This is a genomic window from Desmospora profundinema (genome assembly GCF_031454155.1).
GTDB lineage: Bacteria > Bacillota > Bacilli > Thermoactinomycetales > DSM-45169 > Desmospora > Desmospora profundinema.
In genome coordinates, this window is record NZ_JAVDQG010000002.1 from 463,921 (window position 1) to 484,986 (window position 21,066).

General features: G+C 54.7%; 15 protein-coding genes. 6 read left to right on the plus strand and 9 right to left on the minus strand.

Going from position 1 to position 21,066, the window contains the following annotated elements; all coding sequences use genetic code 11:
* Positions 1 to 96: 96 nt before the first annotated feature.
* Entirely contained in the window at positions 97 to 252 is a 156-nt protein-coding gene (locus tag JOE21_RS05880; RefSeq protein WP_309863545.1) for a hypothetical protein, read from the minus strand.
* Positions 253 to 382: 130 nt separating this feature from the next.
* Here JOE21_RS05880 and JOE21_RS05885 point away from each other — a divergent pair, with 130 nt between their 5' ends.
* The 3 genes from JOE21_RS05885 (at position 383) to JOE21_RS05895 (ending at position 3,033) form a co-directional block, all read left to right on the plus strand.
* Positions 383 to 1,114, plus strand: coding sequence for a class I SAM-dependent methyltransferase (locus tag JOE21_RS05885; RefSeq protein ID WP_309863548.1), 732 nt, complete (start codon positions 383 to 385; stop codon positions 1,112 to 1,114).
* 290 nt (positions 1,115 to 1,404) lie between these two features.
* Complete coding sequence (locus tag JOE21_RS05890) at positions 1,405 to 2,802, plus strand: YjiH family protein (protein ID WP_374709321.1); 1,398 nt, start codon at positions 1,405 to 1,407, stop codon at positions 2,800 to 2,802.
* A 90-nt stretch (positions 2,803 to 2,892) separates the two neighbouring features.
* On the plus strand, positions 2,893 to 3,033 hold the full coding sequence (locus JOE21_RS05895; RefSeq protein ID WP_309863552.1) for a hypothetical protein: 141 nt from the start codon (positions 2,893 to 2,895) through the stop codon (positions 3,031 to 3,033).
* Positions 3,034 to 3,111: 78 nt separating this feature from the next.
* Here JOE21_RS05895 and tkt read toward each other — a convergent pair whose 3' ends face one another.
* The 6 genes from tkt to JOE21_RS05925 all read right to left on the minus strand — a co-directional run bounded on the left by tkt (position 3,112) and on the right by JOE21_RS05925 (position 15,320).
* On the minus strand, positions 3,112 to 5,130 hold the full coding sequence (gene tkt, locus JOE21_RS05900; RefSeq protein ID WP_309863556.1) for a transketolase: 2,019 nt from the start codon (positions 5,128 to 5,130) through the stop codon (positions 3,112 to 3,114).
* 116 nt (positions 5,131 to 5,246) lie between these two features.
* Positions 5,247 to 5,684, minus strand: a complete 438-nt coding sequence (gene dtd / locus JOE21_RS05905) for a D-aminoacyl-tRNA deacylase (protein ID WP_309863558.1) — start codon at positions 5,682 to 5,684, stop codon at positions 5,247 to 5,249.
* A gap of 105 nt (positions 5,685 to 5,789) precedes the next feature.
* Complete coding sequence (locus JOE21_RS05910) at positions 5,790 to 7,946, minus strand: RelA/SpoT family protein (RefSeq protein ID WP_309863561.1); 2,157 nt, start codon at positions 7,944 to 7,946, stop codon at positions 5,790 to 5,792.
* 177 nt (positions 7,947 to 8,123) lie between these two features.
* A complete protein-coding gene (locus tag JOE21_RS05915; protein ID WP_309863563.1) occupies positions 8,124 to 8,492 on the minus strand; it encodes a hypothetical protein in 369 nt (122 codons plus the stop codon).
* A 121-nt stretch (positions 8,493 to 8,613) separates the two neighbouring features.
* On the minus strand, positions 8,614 to 12,111 hold the full coding sequence (locus JOE21_RS05920) for a UvrD-helicase domain-containing protein (RefSeq protein ID WP_309863566.1): 3,498 nt from the start codon (positions 12,109 to 12,111) through the stop codon (positions 8,614 to 8,616).
* The gene (locus JOE21_RS05925) at positions 12,108 to 15,320 is read right to left on the minus strand and encodes a PD-(D/E)XK nuclease family protein (protein WP_309863569.1); all 3,213 of its coding nucleotides are present in this window, start codon (positions 15,318 to 15,320) and stop codon (positions 12,108 to 12,110) included. The genes JOE21_RS05920 and JOE21_RS05925 overlap by 4 nt, the downstream gene beginning before the upstream one ends.
* A 169-nt stretch (positions 15,321 to 15,489) precedes the next feature.
* Here JOE21_RS05925 and JOE21_RS05930 point away from each other — a divergent pair, with 169 nt between their 5' ends.
* Entirely contained in the window at positions 15,490 to 15,666 is a 177-nt protein-coding gene (locus JOE21_RS05930; protein WP_309863571.1) for a hypothetical protein, read from the plus strand.
* A 258-nt stretch (positions 15,667 to 15,924) separates the two neighbouring features.
* The gene (locus JOE21_RS05935) at positions 15,925 to 16,290 is read left to right on the plus strand and encodes a group I truncated hemoglobin (RefSeq protein ID WP_309863574.1); all 366 of its coding nucleotides are present in this window, start codon (positions 15,925 to 15,927) and stop codon (positions 16,288 to 16,290) included.
* A 72-nt stretch (positions 16,291 to 16,362) separates the two neighbouring features.
* Here the strand turns inward: JOE21_RS05935 and JOE21_RS05940 are convergent, their stop codons facing one another.
* Complete coding sequence (locus JOE21_RS05940) at positions 16,363 to 19,293, minus strand: ATP-binding protein (protein ID WP_309863577.1); 2,931 nt, start codon at positions 19,291 to 19,293, stop codon at positions 16,363 to 16,365.
* Entirely contained in the window at positions 19,290 to 20,429 is a 1,140-nt protein-coding gene (locus tag JOE21_RS05945) for a metallophosphoesterase family protein (protein WP_309863581.1), read from the minus strand. Before JOE21_RS05945 ends, JOE21_RS05940 begins: the two co-directional genes overlap by 4 nt.
* A gap of 130 nt (positions 20,430 to 20,559) precedes the next feature.
* Here JOE21_RS05945 and JOE21_RS05950 point away from each other — a divergent pair, with 130 nt between their 5' ends.
* A complete protein-coding gene (locus JOE21_RS05950; RefSeq protein ID WP_309863584.1) occupies positions 20,560 to 21,060 on the plus strand; it encodes a hypothetical protein in 501 nt (166 codons plus the stop codon).
* Positions 21,061 to 21,066: the final 6 nt, after the last annotated feature.

Here is a 21,066-nt window from a genome sequence, read left to right on the forward strand (position 1 = left end):
ATCGGTTGCCCCTGTGCCCCGTGCGGCACAAGGTGCCTTCCTCCTTTGATGTTCCGAATTCATCTTTCCCCAGTCTATCCCACCTCCCCCTGGAAATCAACGCGGGAGTAAGAGGGAATGTGGAGGGCGATCTCCCAAGAGTAAAAGCTCCTGTGTCATGGTTCCGCCTGCATCTGATGGTTGGCTCCGATCAGTATCCAATGTCACGATCATCTGGGACTGCCGATCCTCCTCCCGGGAAGGTCGTCGCATCGTTAAACCTCCTCTCCGATGATGCATATAGGATTTCCTTCCCGGAATAGAGACATCCGCCAATCAGAGTAAGCCATAGAGGAATTCATCCCCTATCAGCAGAATAAGGGATGGAGAGGAGGGATCATCCATGAGTCAACCCGACGCTTATAATCCTTTTGCCGACGTCTACCACCGGCATTGGGGGAATTTTGCCGATCAAATCCTGCCGATCATCGAAGCGTCGGTCCTGCAGCGATTGCCCCCCGGTTCCCCCATCTTGGATCTGTGTTGCGGTACGGGAGGATTGGCCAAGAAACTGACCGAAGACGGATGGGATGTCACCGGTGTAGACGGATCCGCTTCCATGTTGGAAATCGCCCGCCGGGAAGCGCCCCGTGCCCGTTTTCAACAAGCCGACGCGCAGGATTTTCACTATGAATCGTGTTTCGCCGCGGTATTCTCCACCTACGACAGCCTAAACCACATCCTGGAATGGAACGGAGTGAGGAAAACCTTCTCCAATGTTCGTCGCGCCTTGACTCCGGGGGGATGGTTCTTTTTCGACCTTAACATGCGAAAAGGCTATCAAAATCGGTGGAAGGGACAATTTCACATCGTCAAAGATGATCATGCGGTCATGGTCTCATCCCGATATGACGACGAAAGACGAATCGCTTTCATGGATTTCACCCTGTTTACACGGGAACAGGATCATTGGCATCGTTCCGATTTTACGTTGACTCAACGTTGCTATGAGGAAGAGCAGGTGATCGGTGCATTGCGAGAGGCGGGATTTTCCGATATCGAAGTGCACGATACCAGCCGCTTCGACTGGAACCAGATCGGCCGCTCCATCTTTATCGCACGCTCCCATCCATGAAAGACCGAAAAACAGAATAACCCACCCCTTTGAATGTTCATTCATTTCTATTTATTTTTATACAGATAAAAGAACGACGAGCCTGTAACTTCGGTAAATAAACCAAAGCCAACCATAGAAAAATCTTGAATACATCCCTGTTCACACACAAAAATGGGACATTCGCCTGTATCGGAATCCCTCTCGTAAGGTATTTGGAGTTCAAACATTTCTCCTACTTTTTATTTAATTGGGTAATAATGCATTTGCTTCACCTCTAGTACACAGGTTATGATAAAAATGATATTTGGATGCGTTTTCTCTTCTCATGCGTTCCTTATCTTCAAACTGAGGTGACAACCGTGAAAACATCCAGTCTGTCTATTCGTGATTATCTGAAATTTATCATTCCTTCTCTCATTGGCGTATTCCTGTTTATGATCCCGATTACTGTCGGTGACAAAGTGACCATTCCTGTGGCCTTATTGGCAGGATGGATCCAGGATCTGCTTGGAGACGGATTACCGGCACTGGCGACAGCACTGCTTTTCTTAAGCGTGATTGGCTCTCTTGTCGCCAAATTCGTGAAACCGGGGTTCATCCAACGCTCCGAATTTCTAACCAACCTGTTTGATGTCACTCCGATGTGGCTGACTGTCCGAATCCTCGGCTCTCTGTTTGCCATCATGGTCTTTTTTAAGATCGGACCGGACTATATCATATCGGAATACACCGGCCACTTGGTGCTGTTCGATTTGGTAGCCCTTCTGTTTTCCATCTTCCTCTTTGCCGGTCTGCTTTTGCCGCTCCTCCTTAACTTTGGGCTGCTGGAGCTGTGCGGAGCGCTGCTCACCAAGATCATGCGCCCGTTGTTCACCCTGCCGGGACGTTCCTCCATCGACTGTATGGCGTCATGGATGGGGGATGGCACCATCGGGGTGCTCCTGACAAACAAACAATATCAGGAAGGCTTTTACACCAAACGTGAAGCGGCAGTGATCGGGACCACTTTCTCGGTCGTCTCCATCACATTTACCATTACCGTCTTATCTTATGCCGGTCTGGAACATCTCTTTCTTCCCTACTATCTCACCATCGTTGTAGCAGGCTTTGTCGCCGCTCTGATCATGCCCCGCATTCCTCCCTTGTCCCGTAAAAAGGATGAGCACGCTCCGGGTATTGAGCCCCAAAAGGAAGCAGAAGTTCCGGAGGGACGCAACCTGCTTTCCTGGGGAACGGAACTGGCGGCCCTTCGCGCCCAACGCACCCGTTTCTCCGAAATCTTGACGGGCGGCCTGAAAAACGTGCTGGACATGTGGCTCGGGGTCGTGCCGGTTGTGATGGCCTTTGGAACACTCGCCCTGGTGGTGGCTGAGAATACTCCTGTCTTCCAGTGGCTGGGCGCTCCGTTCGTGCCGTTGCTGACACTGATGCAAGTGCCGGAAGCATCCGCTGCTGCACAATCGATGGTGGTCGGTTTCGCTGATATGCTGCTCCCCGTTCTCCTTGCAGAGGGGATTCAAAGCGAATTGACTCTCTTCGTCATCGCCTGTGTGTCTGTCACGCAGTTGATTTACATGTCCGAAGTCGGGGGCTTGTTGCTCGGTTCCAAGTTACCCGTCAACTTTAAGGACTTGGTGCTGATTTTCCTGCTTCGCACCCTGATCACGCTGCCGGTTATCGTGCTGATGGCTCACCTCCTGTTATAATCCAAACACCAAAAACCCTGTGAGGATGTTCCTCACAGGGTTTTTTGGGTCATACTACATCGCAACAACCATCAGCAGGGAGGGATGAGCATGCCGCAAAAAGGGGATCGAAGCGTGGAAAAGCCAATCGGTGCCAAGCCACTGCCCGAAGCTTCCCCGTTTGACGAGAAATCGGAAAAGGAAAAGATGGAACGTACCAACCGACACAACTTGGCCGACAGGAAACCGTGACCCCATTCTTTTTCGCCAAACGAAAAAAATCCGGCGAGGCTGATGTGCCCGCCGGGTTTTTTCATGAAAGCCGCGATCTTAGTTGTCTAACACTTGATCCACATGTTGGAGCACGTTTTCCACGGTGAAACCGTACCGTTCCATGACGAGGCCCCCAGGAGCGGATGCGCCGAAGGTGTCGATGCCGATAATCCTGCCACCGTCACCCACGACTTTTTCCCAGCCCCAGGAGTGGGCCGCCTCGACGGCGACACGGGCTTTGACCTCGGAAGGAAGTACCGACTCCCGATACGCTTCATCCTGTTCGTAGAACAGCTCCCGGCAAGGCATGCTGACCACCCTCGCCTGAACACCGCGTTCAGCCAACTGCCCATGGGCCTGCACAGCCAAGCTGACTTCCGAACCGGTAGCAACCAGGATCACATCCGGTTTGCCGCTTTCGGCATCAGCCAGGATGTAAGCCCCTTTGGCCGTCCCTTCGGTCGCCTTTTCCACCGTACCTTCTAAGATCGGCAACCCTTGACGGGACAGGGCCAGGGCCACGGGGCTTGTCCGGTGTTGCATCGCGAAGCGGTAAGCCGCTACCGTCTCGTTGCCATCCGCCGGCCGGAATGTTTTCAAGTTGGGGATGAGACGAAGGGCCGGGATCTGCTCCACCGGTTCGTGGGTGGGGCCATCCTCTCCGACGGAGATGCTGTCATGGGTAAACACATAGAGTACCGGCAGTTTTGTCAGCGCAGCCAGCCGAATCGAAGGGCGCAGGTAATCGGAGAAGACCAGGAACGTAGCCCCGAACGGGCGTACCCCGCCATGGAGTGCCATCCCATTGAGAGCGGCGCCCATGGCGTGCTCCCGTACCCCGTACCAGACATTGCGGCCGGCATAGTCCTTCGCCTGGAACGCTTCTTCCCCTTTCAAGTCGGTTTTGTTGGAAGAAGCCAGGTCCGCCGAACCGCCGAACAACTCCGGAATCCGGCGGGCCAACGCATTGAGGGCTTCACCGGATGCGGCCCGGGTGGCCATTCCTTTCGAATCGGGGGAATAGACGGGCAGCTCCGCATCCCAATCATGGGGGAGTTCTCCTTGAATGACCCGATCCAGTTGTGCAGCCAGTTCCGGGTGTTTGGCTCGGTACGATTGGACCAGCGACTCCCACTCCTGTTCAATCCGGGACCCTTTTTTCCGCATGGAGGCAAAGTGTTTTTGTGCTTCCTCCGGAATAAAGAAAGGCTCGTCCCACTCCCAGTCGTAAGCTTTCCGCACTTCTGCCGCTTCTTCGGGGCCGATCGGCGCACCATGGATTTTATGGGTACCGGCCAGGTTGGGACTTCCAAAGCCGATCGTGGTTTTTACTTCGATCAAGGTGGGCTTGTCCGTCTCCGCCTGCGCTTGTTCAATCGCCCGGCTGATGGCATCCAGGTCGTTTTCGTCTTCCACCCGGATCACTTGCCAACCGTAAGCTTCAAACCGTTGCTGTACATTTTCCGTAAAGGCGTGGGCCGTTTGACCGTCCAAGGAAATATCGTTGGAATCGTACAAGGCAATCAGTTTGCCCAGTTTCAAATGGCCGGCTAGGGAAGCGGCTTCCGCTGCCACCCCTTCCATCAGATCGCCATCGGAACAAAGCGTGTACGTGTAATGGTCGACCACCGGAAATCCGTCCCGGTTGTAGGTGGCAGCCAAGTGCGCCTCTGCCATGGCCATGCCGACAGCGTTGGAAATCCCTTGTCCCAAGGGTCCCGTGGTCGCTTCCACACCGGGAGTGCCGTGGTTGGCTTCCGGATGGCCGGGGGTTTTACTCCCCCATTGCCGGAAGTTTTTCAGATCATCCAGCGACAGGTCGTAACCAAACAGATGAAGAAGGCTGTACAGCAGCATCGACCCATGTCCGGCGGACAAAATGAACCGGTCCCGGTTGAACCATTCCGGATTTTCCGGGTTGTGTTTCATGTGCCGCGCCCATAAAGCATACGCCATCGGAGCCGCCCCCATGGGCATGCCGGGATGGCCGGAATTGGCTTTTTCCACTGCATCGATGGAAAGGATTCGGATCGTGTTGACAGCCAGTTGTTCGGTGGATTGGTGATCGTGTGGCATCTGGATGGATTCCTCCTTGTTCAACTCTTATTCTTTATCGTTTCTTTTGCCTTAACCAAAAGAGTAAACCAGTAAAGAAAAAAATGAAACCCCTGCAACAGAATCACCGTGCGGGATCATTTCTCCAATACCAAGGTGACGGGACCGTCATTGGTCAGGGATACCTGCATCATGGCCCCAAACACCCCTGTTTTCACCGGAACCCCCAGCTCCGACAGCCGTTCGTTGAAACGGTCATACAGCCGAGTCGCATCATCTGGATTGGCGGCCGCCATGAAGTTGGGACGCCTTCCTTTCCGGCAATCTCCATACAACGTAAACTGGGAGACGGATAAAACACTCCCTCCCACATCCAGCAGCGAGCGGTTCATTTTTCCTTCTTCATCTACAAAGATGCGCAAGTGGACGAGCTTATCCGCGCACCACCGGATTTGATCCTCTCCATCTCCATCAGTGAAACCGACCAGGCAAACCAATCCGTGCCGGATTTCCCCCGTGGTTTCTCCATCTACCGTCACGCGGGCATCCTTTGCCCGCTGAACAACGATACGCACAACCATCCTCCTCTTTAAAGCCGAATGGACAGAACGCGCGCCCATCAAGTAAACGATCTGTTTTTCTTCATCCTTCACCCTGGAAGGCATCCTGCCATGTGCCTGTCATTGCATAATGCGCTGAACGCTGTAAATATCGCGAACCCGCTTGATCTTTTCCACGACAGACTGCAAATGCCCCAGATTGCGAATCGAGATGGACAGATGAATGGTGGCCATTCCCCTGCGGTCGGCACGGCCGGCGACAGCCGTCAGATTGACACCGGTTCCCGTCACCGCTTGGAGCACCTCGTTCAGTAAGCCCTGTCGATCAAGGCCCGTCGCTTCCAGATCCACATTGTATGAAAGGTCGGCCAATCCCTCCCACTCCACGGGGACCATCCGTGCTTCTTCCACATTTTGCAGATTGGGACAGCCCACACGGTGAACCGATACCCCGCGTCCCTGGGTGACAAATCCCTGAATATCATCCCCCGGTACCGGATTGCAACAGCGGGAAAGGCGAACCAACAGATTGTCCACCCCTTTCACTTTCACCCCATAACCGTGCTGTTTCCGGTGTCGGGAAGGCATCGCCTTTACATCGGGAAGAACCAATGGCTTCTCCTCTTCGATGCGAAGCCCTTCCGTCAAACGATTGACCACCTGAGACGGTGAAATGCCTCCGTAACCGACAGCGGCAAACATATCCTCCACCTCAGGAAAGTTAAATTGCTGGGCCACCTCTTTCACCTTGTCCCCGCTCAGCAAGCCGGTAGCGTCAATATCCTGTTTCTTGAGCGCCGCTTCCAGCATTTCTTGTCCTTTGGCGGCACTCTCCTCCCGGCGCTCTTTCTTAAACCAATTGCGGATCTTGTTGCGGGCCTGGGAGGACTTGACCAGCTTCAGCCAGTCCCGGCTGGGGCCGTAGCTGTGTTTGGAGGTAAGAATTTCCACGATGTCACCGGTTTTCAACTGATGATCCAGCGGTACGATCTTATTGTTTACCTTAGCCCCGATACAACGGTTCCCAACCTCCGTGTGGATGCGATAGGCGAAGTCGATCGGAACCGAACCGGCGGGCAGCTCCAGTACGTCCCCTTTGGGGGTAAACACAAAGACGGCGTCGGAGAACCAATCCATTTTCAGATTCTCGACGAACTCCTGAGCATCGCGGGTATCCTGTTGCAACTCCAGTATCTCCCGAAAAAACTTCAACTTCTCATTAAAGGAGCTGCCGTCATTTTGACCGCCGTCCTTATACGCCCAGTGGGCGGCAATCCCATATTCGGCAATTCGATGCATCTCCTTGGTTCGGATCTGCACCTCGATGGGTTCCCCTTTGGGGCCGATCACAGTGGTGTGGAGGGATTGATACAGATTCGTCTTCGGCATCGCGATATAATCTTTGAACCGGCCCGGCATCGGCTTCCAGATGGTATGGATGATCCCGAGAACGGCATAGCAGTCCCGGACGGATTCGACGATCACCCGGACTGCCAATAAATCGTATATTTCATTGAATTGCTTATGGTCTTTCACCATTTTGCGATAAATACTGTAAATATGCTTGGGCCGTCCTGAAATGTCCGATTCCACATTCATCTGTTTCAACCGCTCCCGGATGGTGTCGATCACTTCATCCAGATACCGCTCCCGTTCCTCCCGCTTTTTTTTCATCAGGTTTACAATGCGGTAGTACTGTTGGGGATTCAGGGCACGGAGGGCGCTGTCCTCCAACTCCCATTTGATCGTCGAAATTCCCAGGCGGTGGGCCAGTGGAGCAAAAATCTCCAGAGTCTCCTGAGCGATGCGCCGGCGTTTCGATTCCGGCAGGTATTTCAGGGTGCGCATGTTGTGAAGGCGGTCGGCCAGTTTAATCAAAATGACACGGATATCCTGAGCCATGGCCACGAACATCTTGCGGTGGTTTTCCGCTTGGTGCTCGGCGTTAGACTTGTACTTCATCCGCTTTTTCAGTTTGGTCAGCCCGTCCACGATCTGGGCGACCGTCTCGCCGAACTGCTCTTCTACCATCTCCAGGGTGACACCCGTATCTTCCACCACATCATGCAAAATGGCAGCGGTGAGCGTAGTGGCGTCCATCTGCAAGTGGACCAGAATGCCCGCTACCGCCACCGGGTGATGGATATACTTCTCCCCGGATTTGCGGGTCTGACCCTCATGGGCTTTCTCGGCGAAGAGATAGGCTTCTTCCACTTGGGCCAAATCTTCTTTTTTCAGATAGCGTTCCGCCAGCTCCAGCAATTCCTCTATGGACATATCCCACTCACCTAAATACGTATTTGAAAAGAAGTTTTTCCTTATATTATCTACAAAGACGAGAGCCAAGTAAAGAGGAAGGGGTTGGGAAGCAACCAAACGGAACCGGCACCATCGGCATGTCGGTATCCGAACAAATGCTAAACCCGGCCAATGGCCGGGTTTGGCTTTGCAACCTCATCGATAACGTCGCCTCTCCTTCCGTTGCGGAAAGAAACCGACGGTTTTCCAACGTATATACAAAAACAGCGCGGAAAAAAGAATCGCTTCAATCAGAACCAGGGTAAAACGGAGATGCTGATCCTCCGTCGATTTCAACAGAAACGGAGCGACGACGATCCCACCATAGGCCGTTAATTCAAATGAGAGCATAAACAGCCGCCACACCCGATACAGATAAGAACGGATTTGGATGTCGCCGGGTTTAAACAACTCCAGAAAAAAGACGACCAAAACAAAGCCCATCCAAAGGATGAAGCCTGCCACCACCAATAACGCGAACGCGGCAACCAATTCTTTGAAAAAAATTTCAATGAAGTCAAACACGTTTCGGGTCTCTCCTTTTCTTCCATCCATATCCCTCTGGGAAACAGAGAGAAATATCCATTCTATCATACCATAGAACCGTTTTGGAAAGAGGAAAAGATTGCATAAAAAAACGACCCGATCAAGGAGAGATTTGATCGGGTTCTATGATCGCCTGATCACACCAGGCGATATAGGGACAGTATCCGCACCGGTTTCCCGGTTTGGCAGGAAACTGGGACATCTGATCTCCCCGCAGCATGCGAGACCAAGAAATAAGTGACTCCTCCGCCTCCGCCAACCAGTCGGCTTCTACCGGAAAGGAGACTTCCCGATCCGGTTTCAAAAAGTATAAACTGGCGCGATCCAATTGGATCCCCCATTGCTCCCGGACAGCCATCGCATACAGCTGTAACTGCGGCAGGTACTCCAAGGCCAGTTCGTCCACCTCTTCCGGTCCCACATCGTTTGTTTTCCAGTCGACCAATTCCCAGCGGCCTTCCCGGGTGCAGTGGAGCCGATCCACCGTTCCTGTCACTCGCAAGCCGTATTTTTCCAAGGAGAAAGGGGCTTCCCGCAACAGATGGGCCATGGTATGGACTTCCTGGCAATAGCGGCTCCGGATATACGCGTGTACCAGCGGGCGAAACTCTTCCAGCGCTCGTTCATGGCGACCGGGGTGGATCTCCCATTCCTCCAGCATGATCCGGGCAGCAAGAATCCAGTCTTCATCGGATTGGGGAATGCGGATCATCGTTTCCAATAACCGATGAACCAGCTCCCCTCTCACCCGCGGAGGAATCGGTGCCGAAACGGAACCATCCCTTCGAAGAGTCTCTCCTGGCCCCTCGGGCATCTCTAGCACTTCGGCGAAAAAGTGGCGGCGGGGACAATTGGCCAAACGGTTCAATTGCGTCACACTCACTTCCAATCGATCTGCGTCAGTCCATCCCCGCGGTTCCCAGCGACCAGGGGCAATCGGATCGGGAATAGGCGGAAAGATGGGCCGCTTGTCCTCCGCTTCCTTCCCCCATGGGTCCCTCTCCTCCTTGTCCGCAAATGAGTGGACGGCCAAGAATAGCCCCTCCTCATCATCCGGAAAGGTCCAATTTCCTTTCTCCCACTCGATTCGGTGATAGCCGAGGATCCCATCCAACCACTTGGACCAAGTATCACCCGACAACAGGCTTTCCCCTCGAGCCGTTCCTTTGTGCTCCTGGGGTACGCCGGACAGAATCAGCTTCCGCTCGGCCCGGGTGGCCGCCACGTACAAAAGCCGTGCCGACTCTTCCCGTGCCTGTTTCGCCTCCCGCTCCCGCCAGCGGATCCACCGATCCGTCTCTTCCCAGAAACCGGAAGGGTTCGGCACTTTCAACACCAGCCCCGATCGACGGTCCACTCGTACTTCTCCCCATTCGTACTGGAGTTTTCGCGCGATCTCCGGTAAGAAGACGACCGGAAACTCCAACCCTTTGGATTGATGGATGGTCATCAGCGAAACCCGATTCTGCTCTGAAGGGGTGAGGGGGGCCTCCGTTTCCTCCATTTGACGGATCAACACCCCGTTAAGCCGATCCAGCCAGGCGGAGAGGGAAAAAGACGCTTCTTTTTCCCATTGACGTGCCATGCGCACCCATTTATTCACATTGGCCACGGCCTGTCGGCCACGCGGGGTGGTTCCCCATACCTCCCGCACTTCACTCTCGCGAACCATCCGTTCCAATAAATCGGAGACGGGAATACGGCCTGTCCACCTGCACCATCGCTCCCAGTCATCTAAAAACCGGGACAGCTTAAACCGCTCTTCCGCCGGATCGTCGATCCATTCCAGCCATTGCTCAGGATGTCGATGCCACTCATCCTTCCGGGACAGACGCAGCAGTGTCTCATCAGAAACCCCACACAGAGGGGAACGCAACACACCCACCCACGACAGCGGATCATCCGGATTGGCCAACAGACGGATGGCATGGATCCAATCCCATACTTCCTGCCGGCTGAAAAACCCCCTTCCTTTCACCACATGGAAGGGAATGCCCCGCTGGGATAAAGCCCCCTCAAACACTTTCACATGGGTCATCGCCTGAAACAGCACCGCGATTTCCCCGGGTTCTGTCCCCGTCTGCAAGAGGGTATCGATCCGTGCAGCCACCGCTTCCGCTTCCGCCTCCAACGGATCCTCCCCTTTGGCGGCGGATGGTTGAAGCCACACTTCCACCGGAGGTTCTCCTCCTCCCTCACGGTGAGGCCGGGCGGAGCTGAAGCGGGGAAACAGGTCGGAGAAAAGCCGGTTGACCACTGCCACCAGCCCATGGGTGGAGCGGAAATTGTCCAATAGTTGCACTTCCCGGCCGCCCTTGGCCAGCCATTCATCCCGGACCTCCGTAAACAAGCCCACATCCGCTCCCCGAAAGCGATAGATCGATTGCTTGGGATCGCCCACCACAAACCCTTTCCCCGGTAACTCTTCCCCGGCGGGCCCTGGCAGCATCAACTGAAAGAGCTCCCTCTGAACCGGGTTGGTATCCTGAAACTCATCCACCATCAGCCAGCGGATGCGGCGGCGAATCGTTTCCGCCACACCGGCGTGATTCCGCAACAGTCGGATGGCCCGCACCTGCAATTCGTCAAAGTCCAGGACGCACCGCTCCTCCTTCCGCCGCCGATAAGCCCGTTCCACTTTCCCCAGTAAATCACAGACTGCGGCTGCCACTTCCGCCTCCCGCGGGGCCAAACTCCTTCCCCGCAGCAGATTCACCCACATCTCTGCCGATTCTTTCGCCTGATCCCGGTATCGAAGAAGGATCTCATCCCGGCCCCAATTTCCTTTCAGCAAGGACAAAAACCGTTTCAACCTCCGTAACAATGGGTTCGTCTCTTCCTTGGAATCGCGCATAAAACTGGCCTCTTCCAACCAAGCGTCCCGAAAACGCTGCAACCGTTTGCCTCCATCCAACTCGGCCAACTGTTCCGCCGCAGATAAAAAGACCATGCGGTGTTCATGCTCCTGTCGGTCCCGTTCCGCCGCCGCTTCCTCCCATGCCCGATGCGTGCGGGCAGCCAGCTCGTCGGAATCCCATCCGTTCCCGGTCATTTCTCGGTATAATCGCGTAAGCCCCGCCACTGCTCCGGCGGATCCCCAGGCCAGGAGCAACGGCTCTGCCCCGGGCGGATCACCCGATTCCACCGTATGGGTTAAGGCTTCTTCCACCGCTTCATCCAGCCACTCTCCGGCCTCTTGCTCATCAGCCACGGTGAAGTGGGGATCCACGTCCGCTTCCACGGGAAACTCCCGTAACAAAGCGGCACAAAAAGCATGGAACGTCATCACTTGAGCCCCTTCCATCTGGGCCAGCCAATCGTTCCACGGGAGGGCGGCAGAAGCATCCATGACTGGTTCTCCTTTAGCCCGCTCCCGAATCCCCTGACGAATCCGCTCCTTCATCTCGGCTGCCGCTTTGTCCGTAAAGGTAATCGCCAACACCCGGGAAAAAGGATTTCTTTCAGACCCTTCCCGCTCCAATATGCGCAGGAAGCGTTCCACCAAAACACGCGTCTTCCCTGAACCGGCTCCCGCCGAAACCACGCAGTGTTGATCGAAGCTTTCCACTGCGGCCTGTTGTTCCGGTGTAAATATCATTGGCTCTTCCCCCTCTCTTTCCGCAATAGACGCTGACGGTCAATCCGACAGATCGTACGGTGCGGGCAGGTGGCGGGACATTCCCGCACAGGGGCGACGGCAAAACGGCCTTGTTCCAGTTCCTGCAACCGACGCGCGATTTTCTTCCTGATTTTAGCAAAGACGCCTTCCCATGCATCCCTTTCCAGCCATCCCCCCACTCGGGAAGAGATACCCGCCAATTCCCCCCCGTCGGCGCGCCACATCCCCTGGTTGCGGTTGTCCGACGGCGGATCCTCCCCCTTGCGGTTCCCGGAGGTGTAAAAGGCCGCCCCCACCGCTCGATCGGGATCCAGCCCCATCTCCTGTTGCAACACCCACAGATAGAGGGGGAGCTGCAAATGATATCCGTCGATGACATCCCGTGCCGAAGGAGCCGTACCGGATTTGTAATCATACAGGATATAGCGGCCCTCATCATCCATATCCACCCGGTCCACCTTTCCTCGGACGCGAATCGATCCCGCTTCTCCCAGATCCAGTTCAACAGGGGAGACCCTGCTGTCCAGATCCGCCTCCCCCCGATGGATCGCCGCCTCATCCCGCATCAAGCCAAATCCCCACTCCAACCAACGGGGACGAAAAGATGAGGAGGCTCCCTTCTTTTCCCTCCACCAACGCTCATGCTTCACCATCGCCATCAGCCGGGGCTGCAAACGGCGTGCCTCAAGCTGATACCACGGAGGCAAATCGTCCCATCCCCGCCGTTGTGCTTCTTCCCTCCACACCGTCTCGGCCACCTTGTCAAGATGCTCCCAGGGACCGTCTCCCTCCTGAAGCTTGTCCGGATCCTTTCGGTATCGATCCCAAAATCGGCACAAAATCCGGTGCAGGATCTCCCCCCGCTCCAAGGGGGTGGGCTCAAGCCTCTCCATCTCGGCCGGTCGAACCCGCAGCATACGTCCGGCAAAAAAGTGGAAGGGACAACGAACCGCTTCATTGAGGGAAGTGGCGCTCCAAACGGTGTCCTGAATTTCTTCTTTTACCCATTCCGTATGAATCGATGACTTCAGCACCCCATCGAAAGGGGTATACTGGGAACCCCATCGATCCTTTTCCACATCCACCCGTGCCGCCCAGCTGTTTATGCGTGTCTCATCCTGCTCCCAGGGAAGCGCTTGACGCCAACGCTTCCAGTCCGGCAACGAGGGAGAAGTCGTATCGTCCAGGGAATCTTGAAGACTGAGTGCCAGTTCCAACCCTTGTTCGCCTGTGGCGCAATCCTGCCAGGAAAGGGGAGCCGGCTCCATGGTCTCCTGTAAAGAGGGAATCGCTTGAGTCATCTCATCTAAAAACGGAGAAGGAAGGAGGGTATTTCCCGATTCGTCCACAGCCGGAAAGGAGCAAACCAACCGTTCTTCCGCTGCTTGGACTGATTGAAAAAACGGAAGCCATTGACGAACCCGTTGCTCCTCCGATGTAGCCACCATCACTCCTTCTTTCTGCAACCGACGCCGCTCATCATCGGATACCAGCCAATCCTGCGTCACGGGGCGGGGCCAGCGTCCTTCGGCGCATCCCAACAAAAAAACAGCGGCAAACCGGCGTCCCCGGACCTGATTGGGCTCCAATATGCGGACTCCGCCTTTTCTGCCCGGTCGTACCGTCAACCATCGTTTCTCCAGTGCCCCCTCCAGTGCAGCAAGAAAGGAGGAGGCATCACAGGGAAGCTCACCCCATTCTCCTCTGCTGAAGATCCGTTCCCATCCCGACCGGATTTCCTCCAATCCTTCCCACGCCCGCCGGTCCACAGCGGCCATATGCCACTCCTCCCGGGTGAGGGCGGCTGGTCGGGCAAGAGGGCGCAAGGGACGGATCCATTCCCCGAACCAGTTCACCCAGCCTTCCCATGTTTCGTCAGAAGGGGCGGAACGCAACCAATCGACCAGCCCCCGGAAGGATTCCATTTCAACTTCCCCTTTTTCCTCGTCCTTCTCCCCATCCCCGATTGGGTCGTTATGGAGGGGAATATTTCCGTCGGGAGCCCGGCGCTGCCACTCCAATCGTTCATGGCGGGCGGGAAGCCCGGGCAAATAAGCTGAATCCAGCAACATACGCCAACAAGCCCGCTGCCCATTTATAAAACGAAGGGCCAAACGAACCGTTTCCGCCATGGGATGAGAGGCCAGCGGGATCCGGTGGGGGTGGTGGGCGGGAAGGCCCGCCCTCTCCAGACGGGGGAACAGCAGGGGATGATACCGTTCCGGCTGCTGCGTCAAGATTGCCACGTCCGACAAAGACCGGCCGGATTGGTCCAGCCACTGCTTCACCCTGGCCACTACCCGATCCACCTCTTCTTCCACCCCCGCCGCCGCCACCACTTGGACCGATTCGTTCCCCTCCCGCTTGGCGGGCGGATTCCGAAACAGCTGCTCTTCCAGGTGCGCCAGCAACGCTCCTTTGGTTGATGGAGGGAAACGGTTGTCTCCCCCACGGACGCGAAAACCGCGAAGCTGGAACCGTTCCACTGTCCGTGCGGTTTCCTGAAACAGCCGGGGGCGCGAGGGATCCCAGGAAAGATGGAGAAATACGTCCACCCCTTGGGTAACCGCCTGGATCAACCACTGTTCCTGCAAGACGGATAAATCAGGTACATGCTCCACAATCACCCGCGCCGGCAGGGGGGCTTCCCCCCGGCGCATTCGTTCCATCCCTTCAAAATAGGGCTCCTCGTGATCCCATAACCGCTCTGCGTCCAACAGCTCCTGATAAGCGGAATAGATGAAGCCCAATTCCGTCAAATGCGGATGTTGTTTGTCCCACAGTTTCGTCAGCCGACCGGGACGAACCCCCGCCCGCTTCCATTCACCGATCCGTGCTTCCACCTTAGACAACCAACCGCTTTTATTCGTCATATGCCGGTGATGACGAAGCTTTCCCTCCGCCGACACTTGGGAGACGGCCTGACGGACCAACCATTCTTGTTCCACCGGTGTCATCAGCGGGCGGGGGCGGTTGGAGGCCGTCAACCGGACAAAACGATCAAAGGTTTGAACCGTAACGGCATGACGATCCCCTCCCCCCCGTTCCAGCCGCCGCACCACTTCATTCACCATGTCTTGTGAAGGGACCAACACCGCCGTCTCTTTCCCGTTATCCGTACCGATTCCCCCCACTCCCATTCCCAGTTGACTCTGGGATACGGGGTGTAACACCAACCAACCGGACATCAACCATCCCTCCTTCAAACCTGTCAGTAACGGCATCTCCTTTCCAACTTCATCCATCTTGGGAACGATTCCCTCGTCCATGATGCATGATACGGAAAGAAGCTGGTTAAACCATCAACCATCCCCCACTACGGTGGGGGGAACTTCATCGCGGAAAGGGTGAACCGTCTTGGCCTATCCAAAGGATCCGTGGTTAGACCCCGATATGGAGGCGAAAAACTTGATCGGCTTCCCGGATGAAGATGATCCAGGAACCAATGTCCTCCAATCGATCCAGGAGATGTGGGGACCCACCCCGTACGATGAAGAAGCAAACCGGCAAGAAGAAAAGCAGCAAGGCCGGTGAATAATCGAAGCCGCCCTCCGCCATGGGGGCGGCTTCGATTATCCAAAGAAAAATATGGAACTTTTTCAGAATGAGAAACCGCCTTGCTACTACAGACGTTCTTTTTTATGTATCTCGTAACGGGAGTCTTATCATTAAATAATCACTGTCATCACTGTGTATAAAATGAATGGGCTTCTTTTTAGTTATCTTTAAAAAACCTTTCCATCTAGCTGAAAAATAAAAACCATAAACAGATATCATGGGAAGGAGGAAATCATGGCCCCGGAAAACCTTTATGAAAAGTTGGGAGGAAAAGAAGGCGTCACCGCAGTGGTCAACGAGTTTTACGACCGGATGATCATGGATGATCGTGTCAACCATTATTTTCTGGACACGGATACGGATGCACTCCGGAATCATCAAATCGATTTTTTCCTCAAGTACGTGCTTGGAGGAAGCAGCCACTACAAGGGAAACGCTTTGCGCATGGTTCACAAAGGACTCAACATTTCATCAGAAGCGTATGAAATCGCAATCAAACATTTTAACGCATCCTTGCGCAAATATGATGTTCCTCTGGAGATTCGGGTTCAAATCGAAGCATTCTTACGGACGGTGAAACCCCATATCATCGAAAAGTGATCCGAGGATTACCGTTCCCACTAGGGAAAACCGGCGCCGGCTCCAACCGAAGCCCCGCCGGTTTTTCAATTTCTATGGAACAGGATCCAACACATGATTTTCAAAGGGGATCCCCTCCTCTTCCAACATTCGTCTTTCTCGTTGGTGACAGGTACAGAGAATAATCTGATGATCTTTAGACACTTTGCCCAAAATACGGAGCGCTTCCCGCAATCGTTCCCCGTCGAAATGAACCAAACTGTCATCCATCAGAATAGGGAGGGATGTTTTTCCGTTTTCTGAGAAAAAGCGCACCAATGCCAAACGAAGGGCGAAGTACATCTGATCGATCGTCCCCCGGCTCAGCTGTTCCACCGGTTGACGCTCCCCGGTTTCCGGTACGAAAACACTCATACGGATTCCATCGGTGGGATCGATCAGGAGATCTTTGTAGCGGCCCCCGGTCACTTCCTCCACCCAATGGGTGGCATGGGGACGAAGACGGGGAACAATATCTGCTTGCACCTCCCGTGCCGCTTCCTCCAATACTTCACGGGCAGATTGAATCACCCGTTTCTCCTCCTCCAGCTCTTTCACCTTCTCACGGGCACGGTACCACAGCGCCTCCCGTTCCGACAGGGAAGGCATTCCAGATGATCTCGTTTCCAAGCGTTCTTCCAGTTTGAGGATCTCCGTTTCTTGTTGACGGCAGGCCCACTCCGCTTTGGAATACGCCAAATCCGCTTCCTTCAGCTTTTGCTGGAGCGAATAAAGGTCCAGGGATTCTTTCGGCCATTCCGCCATTGTTTCCAGGGAGCTCCTCACTCTCTCCAACTCTTCCTCCCATCGCTCCTCCCGTTTTAACTGCTCTTGTCCATCCAGTTCATTCCTCACTTCCATCAACTGCTCATCCAGGCGGCGAACATGATCACTCATCAGGATGATCTCCGACCAGATCTCCGGATCTTCCGTCCCCAACCGCTCCCTCCAATGAGACACCTGTTCCTGAATACGGGTCAGCCGTTCTCGGGAACGTACCCAATCCTTATGCAACGAAGCGAGCTCCAACTTCAATCGCTGGCGTTTATCCCGCGTCTGTCGGATGGTTGTCGCCATCTCCTCCAGTCTCTCCCGCCAGGCTTCCGCTTCAAAGGGGCCTAAGAAGTCGCTCCACCCGGAAGCCCATGATTCCGCCTCCCGTTGAATCTCTTTCATGCGCGCACGGTTTTGGCGGTCTTGCATCCAAGCAGCCTCCCGTTCCTGGATCCGTTGCCGCTGTTGATCCGCCAGGCGTTGCAATTCAGATGCCGTTTCTGCATGCCAACGATCCAAAATCGTCTCCTGTTCTTGGATTAAGGCCGCCAATTGGTCATAGAGCGTCTGTAAGGCGGCTTTTCGTTCTGCAATCTGCCCTTGGAGAGCACCAGGCTCCAGCATCGGTTCCCCTTGTGCCTCCGCCTCTTCCCGCTCCCGTTTCAATGACTCCCAATCCTCATGCAGCCTGTGTTGACGCTCTTCCCACTCCCGTCTAACCTGCCGGTCCACACTGCGCAACCGGGCAAATCGGAAAAAAGCGACCACGCTAAACAGCAACAATAACAGCCCCGCACCGGGTAAGGGGGAAGCGAGCGTAATCAGTGAAAGGAGGGTACCGCCCAATCCCATCCACAACCAAGAAGAACTGGACTTAGCCGGAGGAATTTGAGAATCGACCACACGGGCCAGGAATCGCTCCCGTTCCAGCCGATCTTTACGCCGGTGAAGGCGTGACAATTGGTCTTCCAGATCGCGGCGCTGGTCTCGGCAACGCTCTTCCTGTTCCCGTAACTCCAGCAGTCGCTGGTGGTCCTTCTGCAACTCGATCCCTTTGATGCGGTCATCCATGGTGCCTTTCGTATCTGGGGGCAAGAGATCCTGCTCCAAACGCATATATTCCTCCAACCGGTGGAGGTGGCGTTGCACCTCGCCTTCATCCAGGGACAACCACTCTTCTTTTTCCGACTCCCATGCCGCCAGCTCCTTCTGAAGCTGTTCAAGCCGCTCTTCGATCTCCATCACGCGGCTTTCTGGAAAGTTACGCTCCTCCAACACCCCCCTCAGCATATCCGCCTCCTCAGGGGTGAGCAAAGTGGGAGGCATCGCCTGGACTCGCTCCTTTTCCAGTCGATCCTGTTTATCCCGGAGCAGGCGCCAACGGTCCATTTTATAGCGCAGGTTCTTTTCCTTCTCCGTCAAGTTCTGACGAAGTTCCTCCCGCTTCAGGCGCTGTTTCCAGTTTTCAGCCTCTTCCTGAGCCTTCTTCAGATTCTGCCGAAGCTGTTCTGCTTCTGCCCGAAGCCGGGACAGCAGGGCTTGTTCTTCCCGCAGTCCACGGGTTTGCGCCCGAAGTTCGATCACTTCCTGTTCCAGTGTTTCCGCCAAATGAAACGCGGCACCGTAAGGTTTCGTCCGAGCCAGAGACGTTTTCCCCATATCGGATAACTCCCGTTCCATCTGTTCCAGCGCAGGCTTTAAATTCAGCTCTTCCCCTCGGCTGACCAGCTGCCGGATTCGCTCCACCATTTGCTGATCCCCCGCTAAGGATTGACCAGTCACCACCGATACCTGAGTAAACAGACTGCTCGGAATTCCTGCCAGGTGTTCCATCAAATTTCGGTCTTTGCGTCGGTCCATAGGAAACGATGCGGTCAAGTCGCGTCCTGTGGCCAACTCGATCAGTTGTTCCCGTTCTTCTTCCCAATGAAGGGAGCGAATCAGCCGGTAGGATTGATCCTGAACGGAAAAATCCAATTCCCCACCATAACGGTTGCTTTTCCAGGGTCTGTATGAATCCAGCCAATCCGCCCGTTGACGTCGGGTTACCCCTTCTTTTTTTCCTCCATACATCATCGCCAACAATCCGTTGATGAGGGTGGATTTTCCAGCCTCATTGGGAGCTTCCACCAAGTTGATTCCCTGGTCAAAGGTAAATGAACGATCCACCCACCGGCCAAAGCCCTGAAAATGCAAGCGTTGGATCTTCATGGCTTCTTCACCTCCGGTGACAGAAGAGCGTCCAACCCTTTTAACAGGGCCCGATGCCAATGCTCCCGCTCCTCCATTGTCGTTCGCTCCATCCGCTCTTCCATTTTTCGTACGAACGTACCCACAAGCCCCTCCTGACTTCTGAGCCATTCCAGGTCATAATCAGGCAAGGTCTCGTCCACAATCTCCACATGATAAAAACCGGATTGTTTCAGTTGTAAACTTAACCATTCCGCCCGCGGCTTCCACCCGGCTTGCCGCCTCCCGTTTAAGACCAGGCGGCGGCAAGCATCTCTTTCCTTACCTTCGGGAATCATCTGTTTGATTTGCTTCAGCGCCTCGCCGTCCGTCTTACACCCCTCCAATGGGATCATATCCACTTCAAAACGGCGGGTCTGGACAGAAACGGGCTCCCAATGACACCCCGAATCACTCAATCGCCCCCAGGTAACGGACCGCTCTCCGGTCTCCTGCCATCGGAGTGCATGGGGGGAACCGGGATAGCGAACCCAGGTCCGTTTTTGGTTGTTTAAGCGTAAGGCATGCGGTTGATGAATATGCCCCAACGCCACATAATCCGCCTCCAGCGGCGCCAGCTTTTCTTTTGTCACCGGAAAGTAAGGTGAACCTGCGTTTCCGTTCTGGAGTGTCCCGTGAAAAAGAAGGATCAACCGTTCTCCTTCCGGAACACGGACAGACGGCATTTCAGCTTCCGGCTCTTCAAACTCACGGAATCCACGCCCCACCACGGTCAAACCATGCTCCGGAAAACGGCGCTCTTCCCAATCGCCTGTAAAGATCGTTACATGTTCGGGCCAGGACAGAGAATGGTAATACGAATCGGGGCGAAAGGGGTCATGATTGCCGGGAGCGATCAACACCTGGGTATTTTTGATGCGCTCCAGCTGTTCGATCAGCCACTCCGCGGTGGAGCGGCTGGCCGTTTCATACTCAAGCCAATCCCCTGCGATCAGAAGATAATCGGTTTGTTTTTCCATGACGGTATCGATAGTGGCTGCAAAGGTGCGCCGGTGCTCGTCCCGCCATCGCAGCAACACATCATCGCTTCCACGCCATCCCTGGAACGGAAGATCCAGATGGAGGTCGGCAGTATGGATAAACGTTATCGGTTTCATTCTGTATCACCTTTGCTGTTTGTCTGACGATAGATCCAGAGGGTAAATAGAGCATTCTTTCTCCTCCGCAGGTATAGAACCTCCCCTTTTCATCCCACACTAACGGAACACGACGAAAGGGGATGTTTCCATGCGTCAATGGTTTCTTATCATTTTGGTCATAGGCTTCGCCATCTTTTGGACAAATGAGGTATCTGCCCATAACCGCCCCCCGGCCCAAATCTCCCAGGTAGAAGGGTTTTATGTGATGAATGGGGATCGGGAAGCCTTTACTGTCAGCCGCATGGTCCAGACGGAACTGGAAAACGTCTTAAGTCAAGTCGAACAGATGGCCGGCATGCGCTCTCACGCCCTTCCCCCCCGTTACCTTCTGTTTCGCTTTCCTCAACCCGTTGCCTTTATCCAATCTCCCATTTCACATCCTGTCCGGGAAGTGATTGTGATTGCCGCCCCGACCAAATGGGAACCGGCACGGCTGCTGATTAAAAATCCCAAGAACCAGTGGGTGGAGTACCGGACAAGCCGATCCCTGAAGCCGCTCTTGCATCAACTGAAAAAAGAAGTCCGCAAAAAGAAGAGCGGATCTCTTTCTCTCATGCCATATTATACCGCTACCCGCTTTCAAATTTGAAGTCGT

Excerpts from the sequence above, each read along its gene's own strand:
- JOE21_RS05895 (WP_309863552.1), top strand. The coding sequence starts at position 2,893 with ATGCCGCAAAAAGGGGATCGAAGCGTGGAAAAGCCAATCGGTGCCAAG.
- JOE21_RS05880 (WP_309863545.1), bottom strand. The coding sequence starts at position 252 with ATGCGACGACCTTCCCGGGAGGAGGATCGGCAGTCCCAGATGATCGTG.
- tkt (WP_309863556.1), bottom strand. The coding sequence starts at position 5,130 with ATGCCACACGATCACCAATCCACCGAACAACTGGCTGTCAACACGATC.
- JOE21_RS05890 (WP_374709321.1), top strand. The coding sequence starts at position 1,405 with ATGCGTTTTCTCTTCTCATGCGTTCCTTATCTTCAAACTGAGGTGACA.
- JOE21_RS05940 (WP_309863577.1), bottom strand. The coding sequence starts at position 19,293 with ATGAAGATCCAACGCTTGCATTTTCAGGGCTTTGGCCGGTGGGTGGAT.
- JOE21_RS05920 (WP_309863566.1), bottom strand. The coding sequence starts at position 12,111 with ATGATATTTACACCGGAACAACAGGCCGCAGTGGAAAGCTTCGATCAA.
- JOE21_RS05945 (WP_309863581.1), bottom strand. The coding sequence starts at position 20,429 with ATGAAACCGATAACGTTTATCCATACTGCCGACCTCCATCTGGATCTT.
- JOE21_RS05925 (WP_309863569.1), bottom strand. The coding sequence starts at position 15,320 with ATGTCCGGTTGGTTGGTGTTACACCCCGTATCCCAGAGTCAACTGGGA.
- JOE21_RS05885 (WP_309863548.1), top strand. The coding sequence starts at position 383 with ATGAGTCAACCCGACGCTTATAATCCTTTTGCCGACGTCTACCACCGG.
- JOE21_RS05950 (WP_309863584.1), top strand. The coding sequence starts at position 20,560 with ATGCGTCAATGGTTTCTTATCATTTTGGTCATAGGCTTCGCCATCTTT.
- JOE21_RS05935 (WP_309863574.1), top strand. The coding sequence starts at position 15,925 with ATGGCCCCGGAAAACCTTTATGAAAAGTTGGGAGGAAAAGAAGGCGTC.
- JOE21_RS05910 (WP_309863561.1), bottom strand. The coding sequence starts at position 7,946 with ATGTCCATAGAGGAATTGCTGGAGCTGGCGGAACGCTATCTGAAAAAA.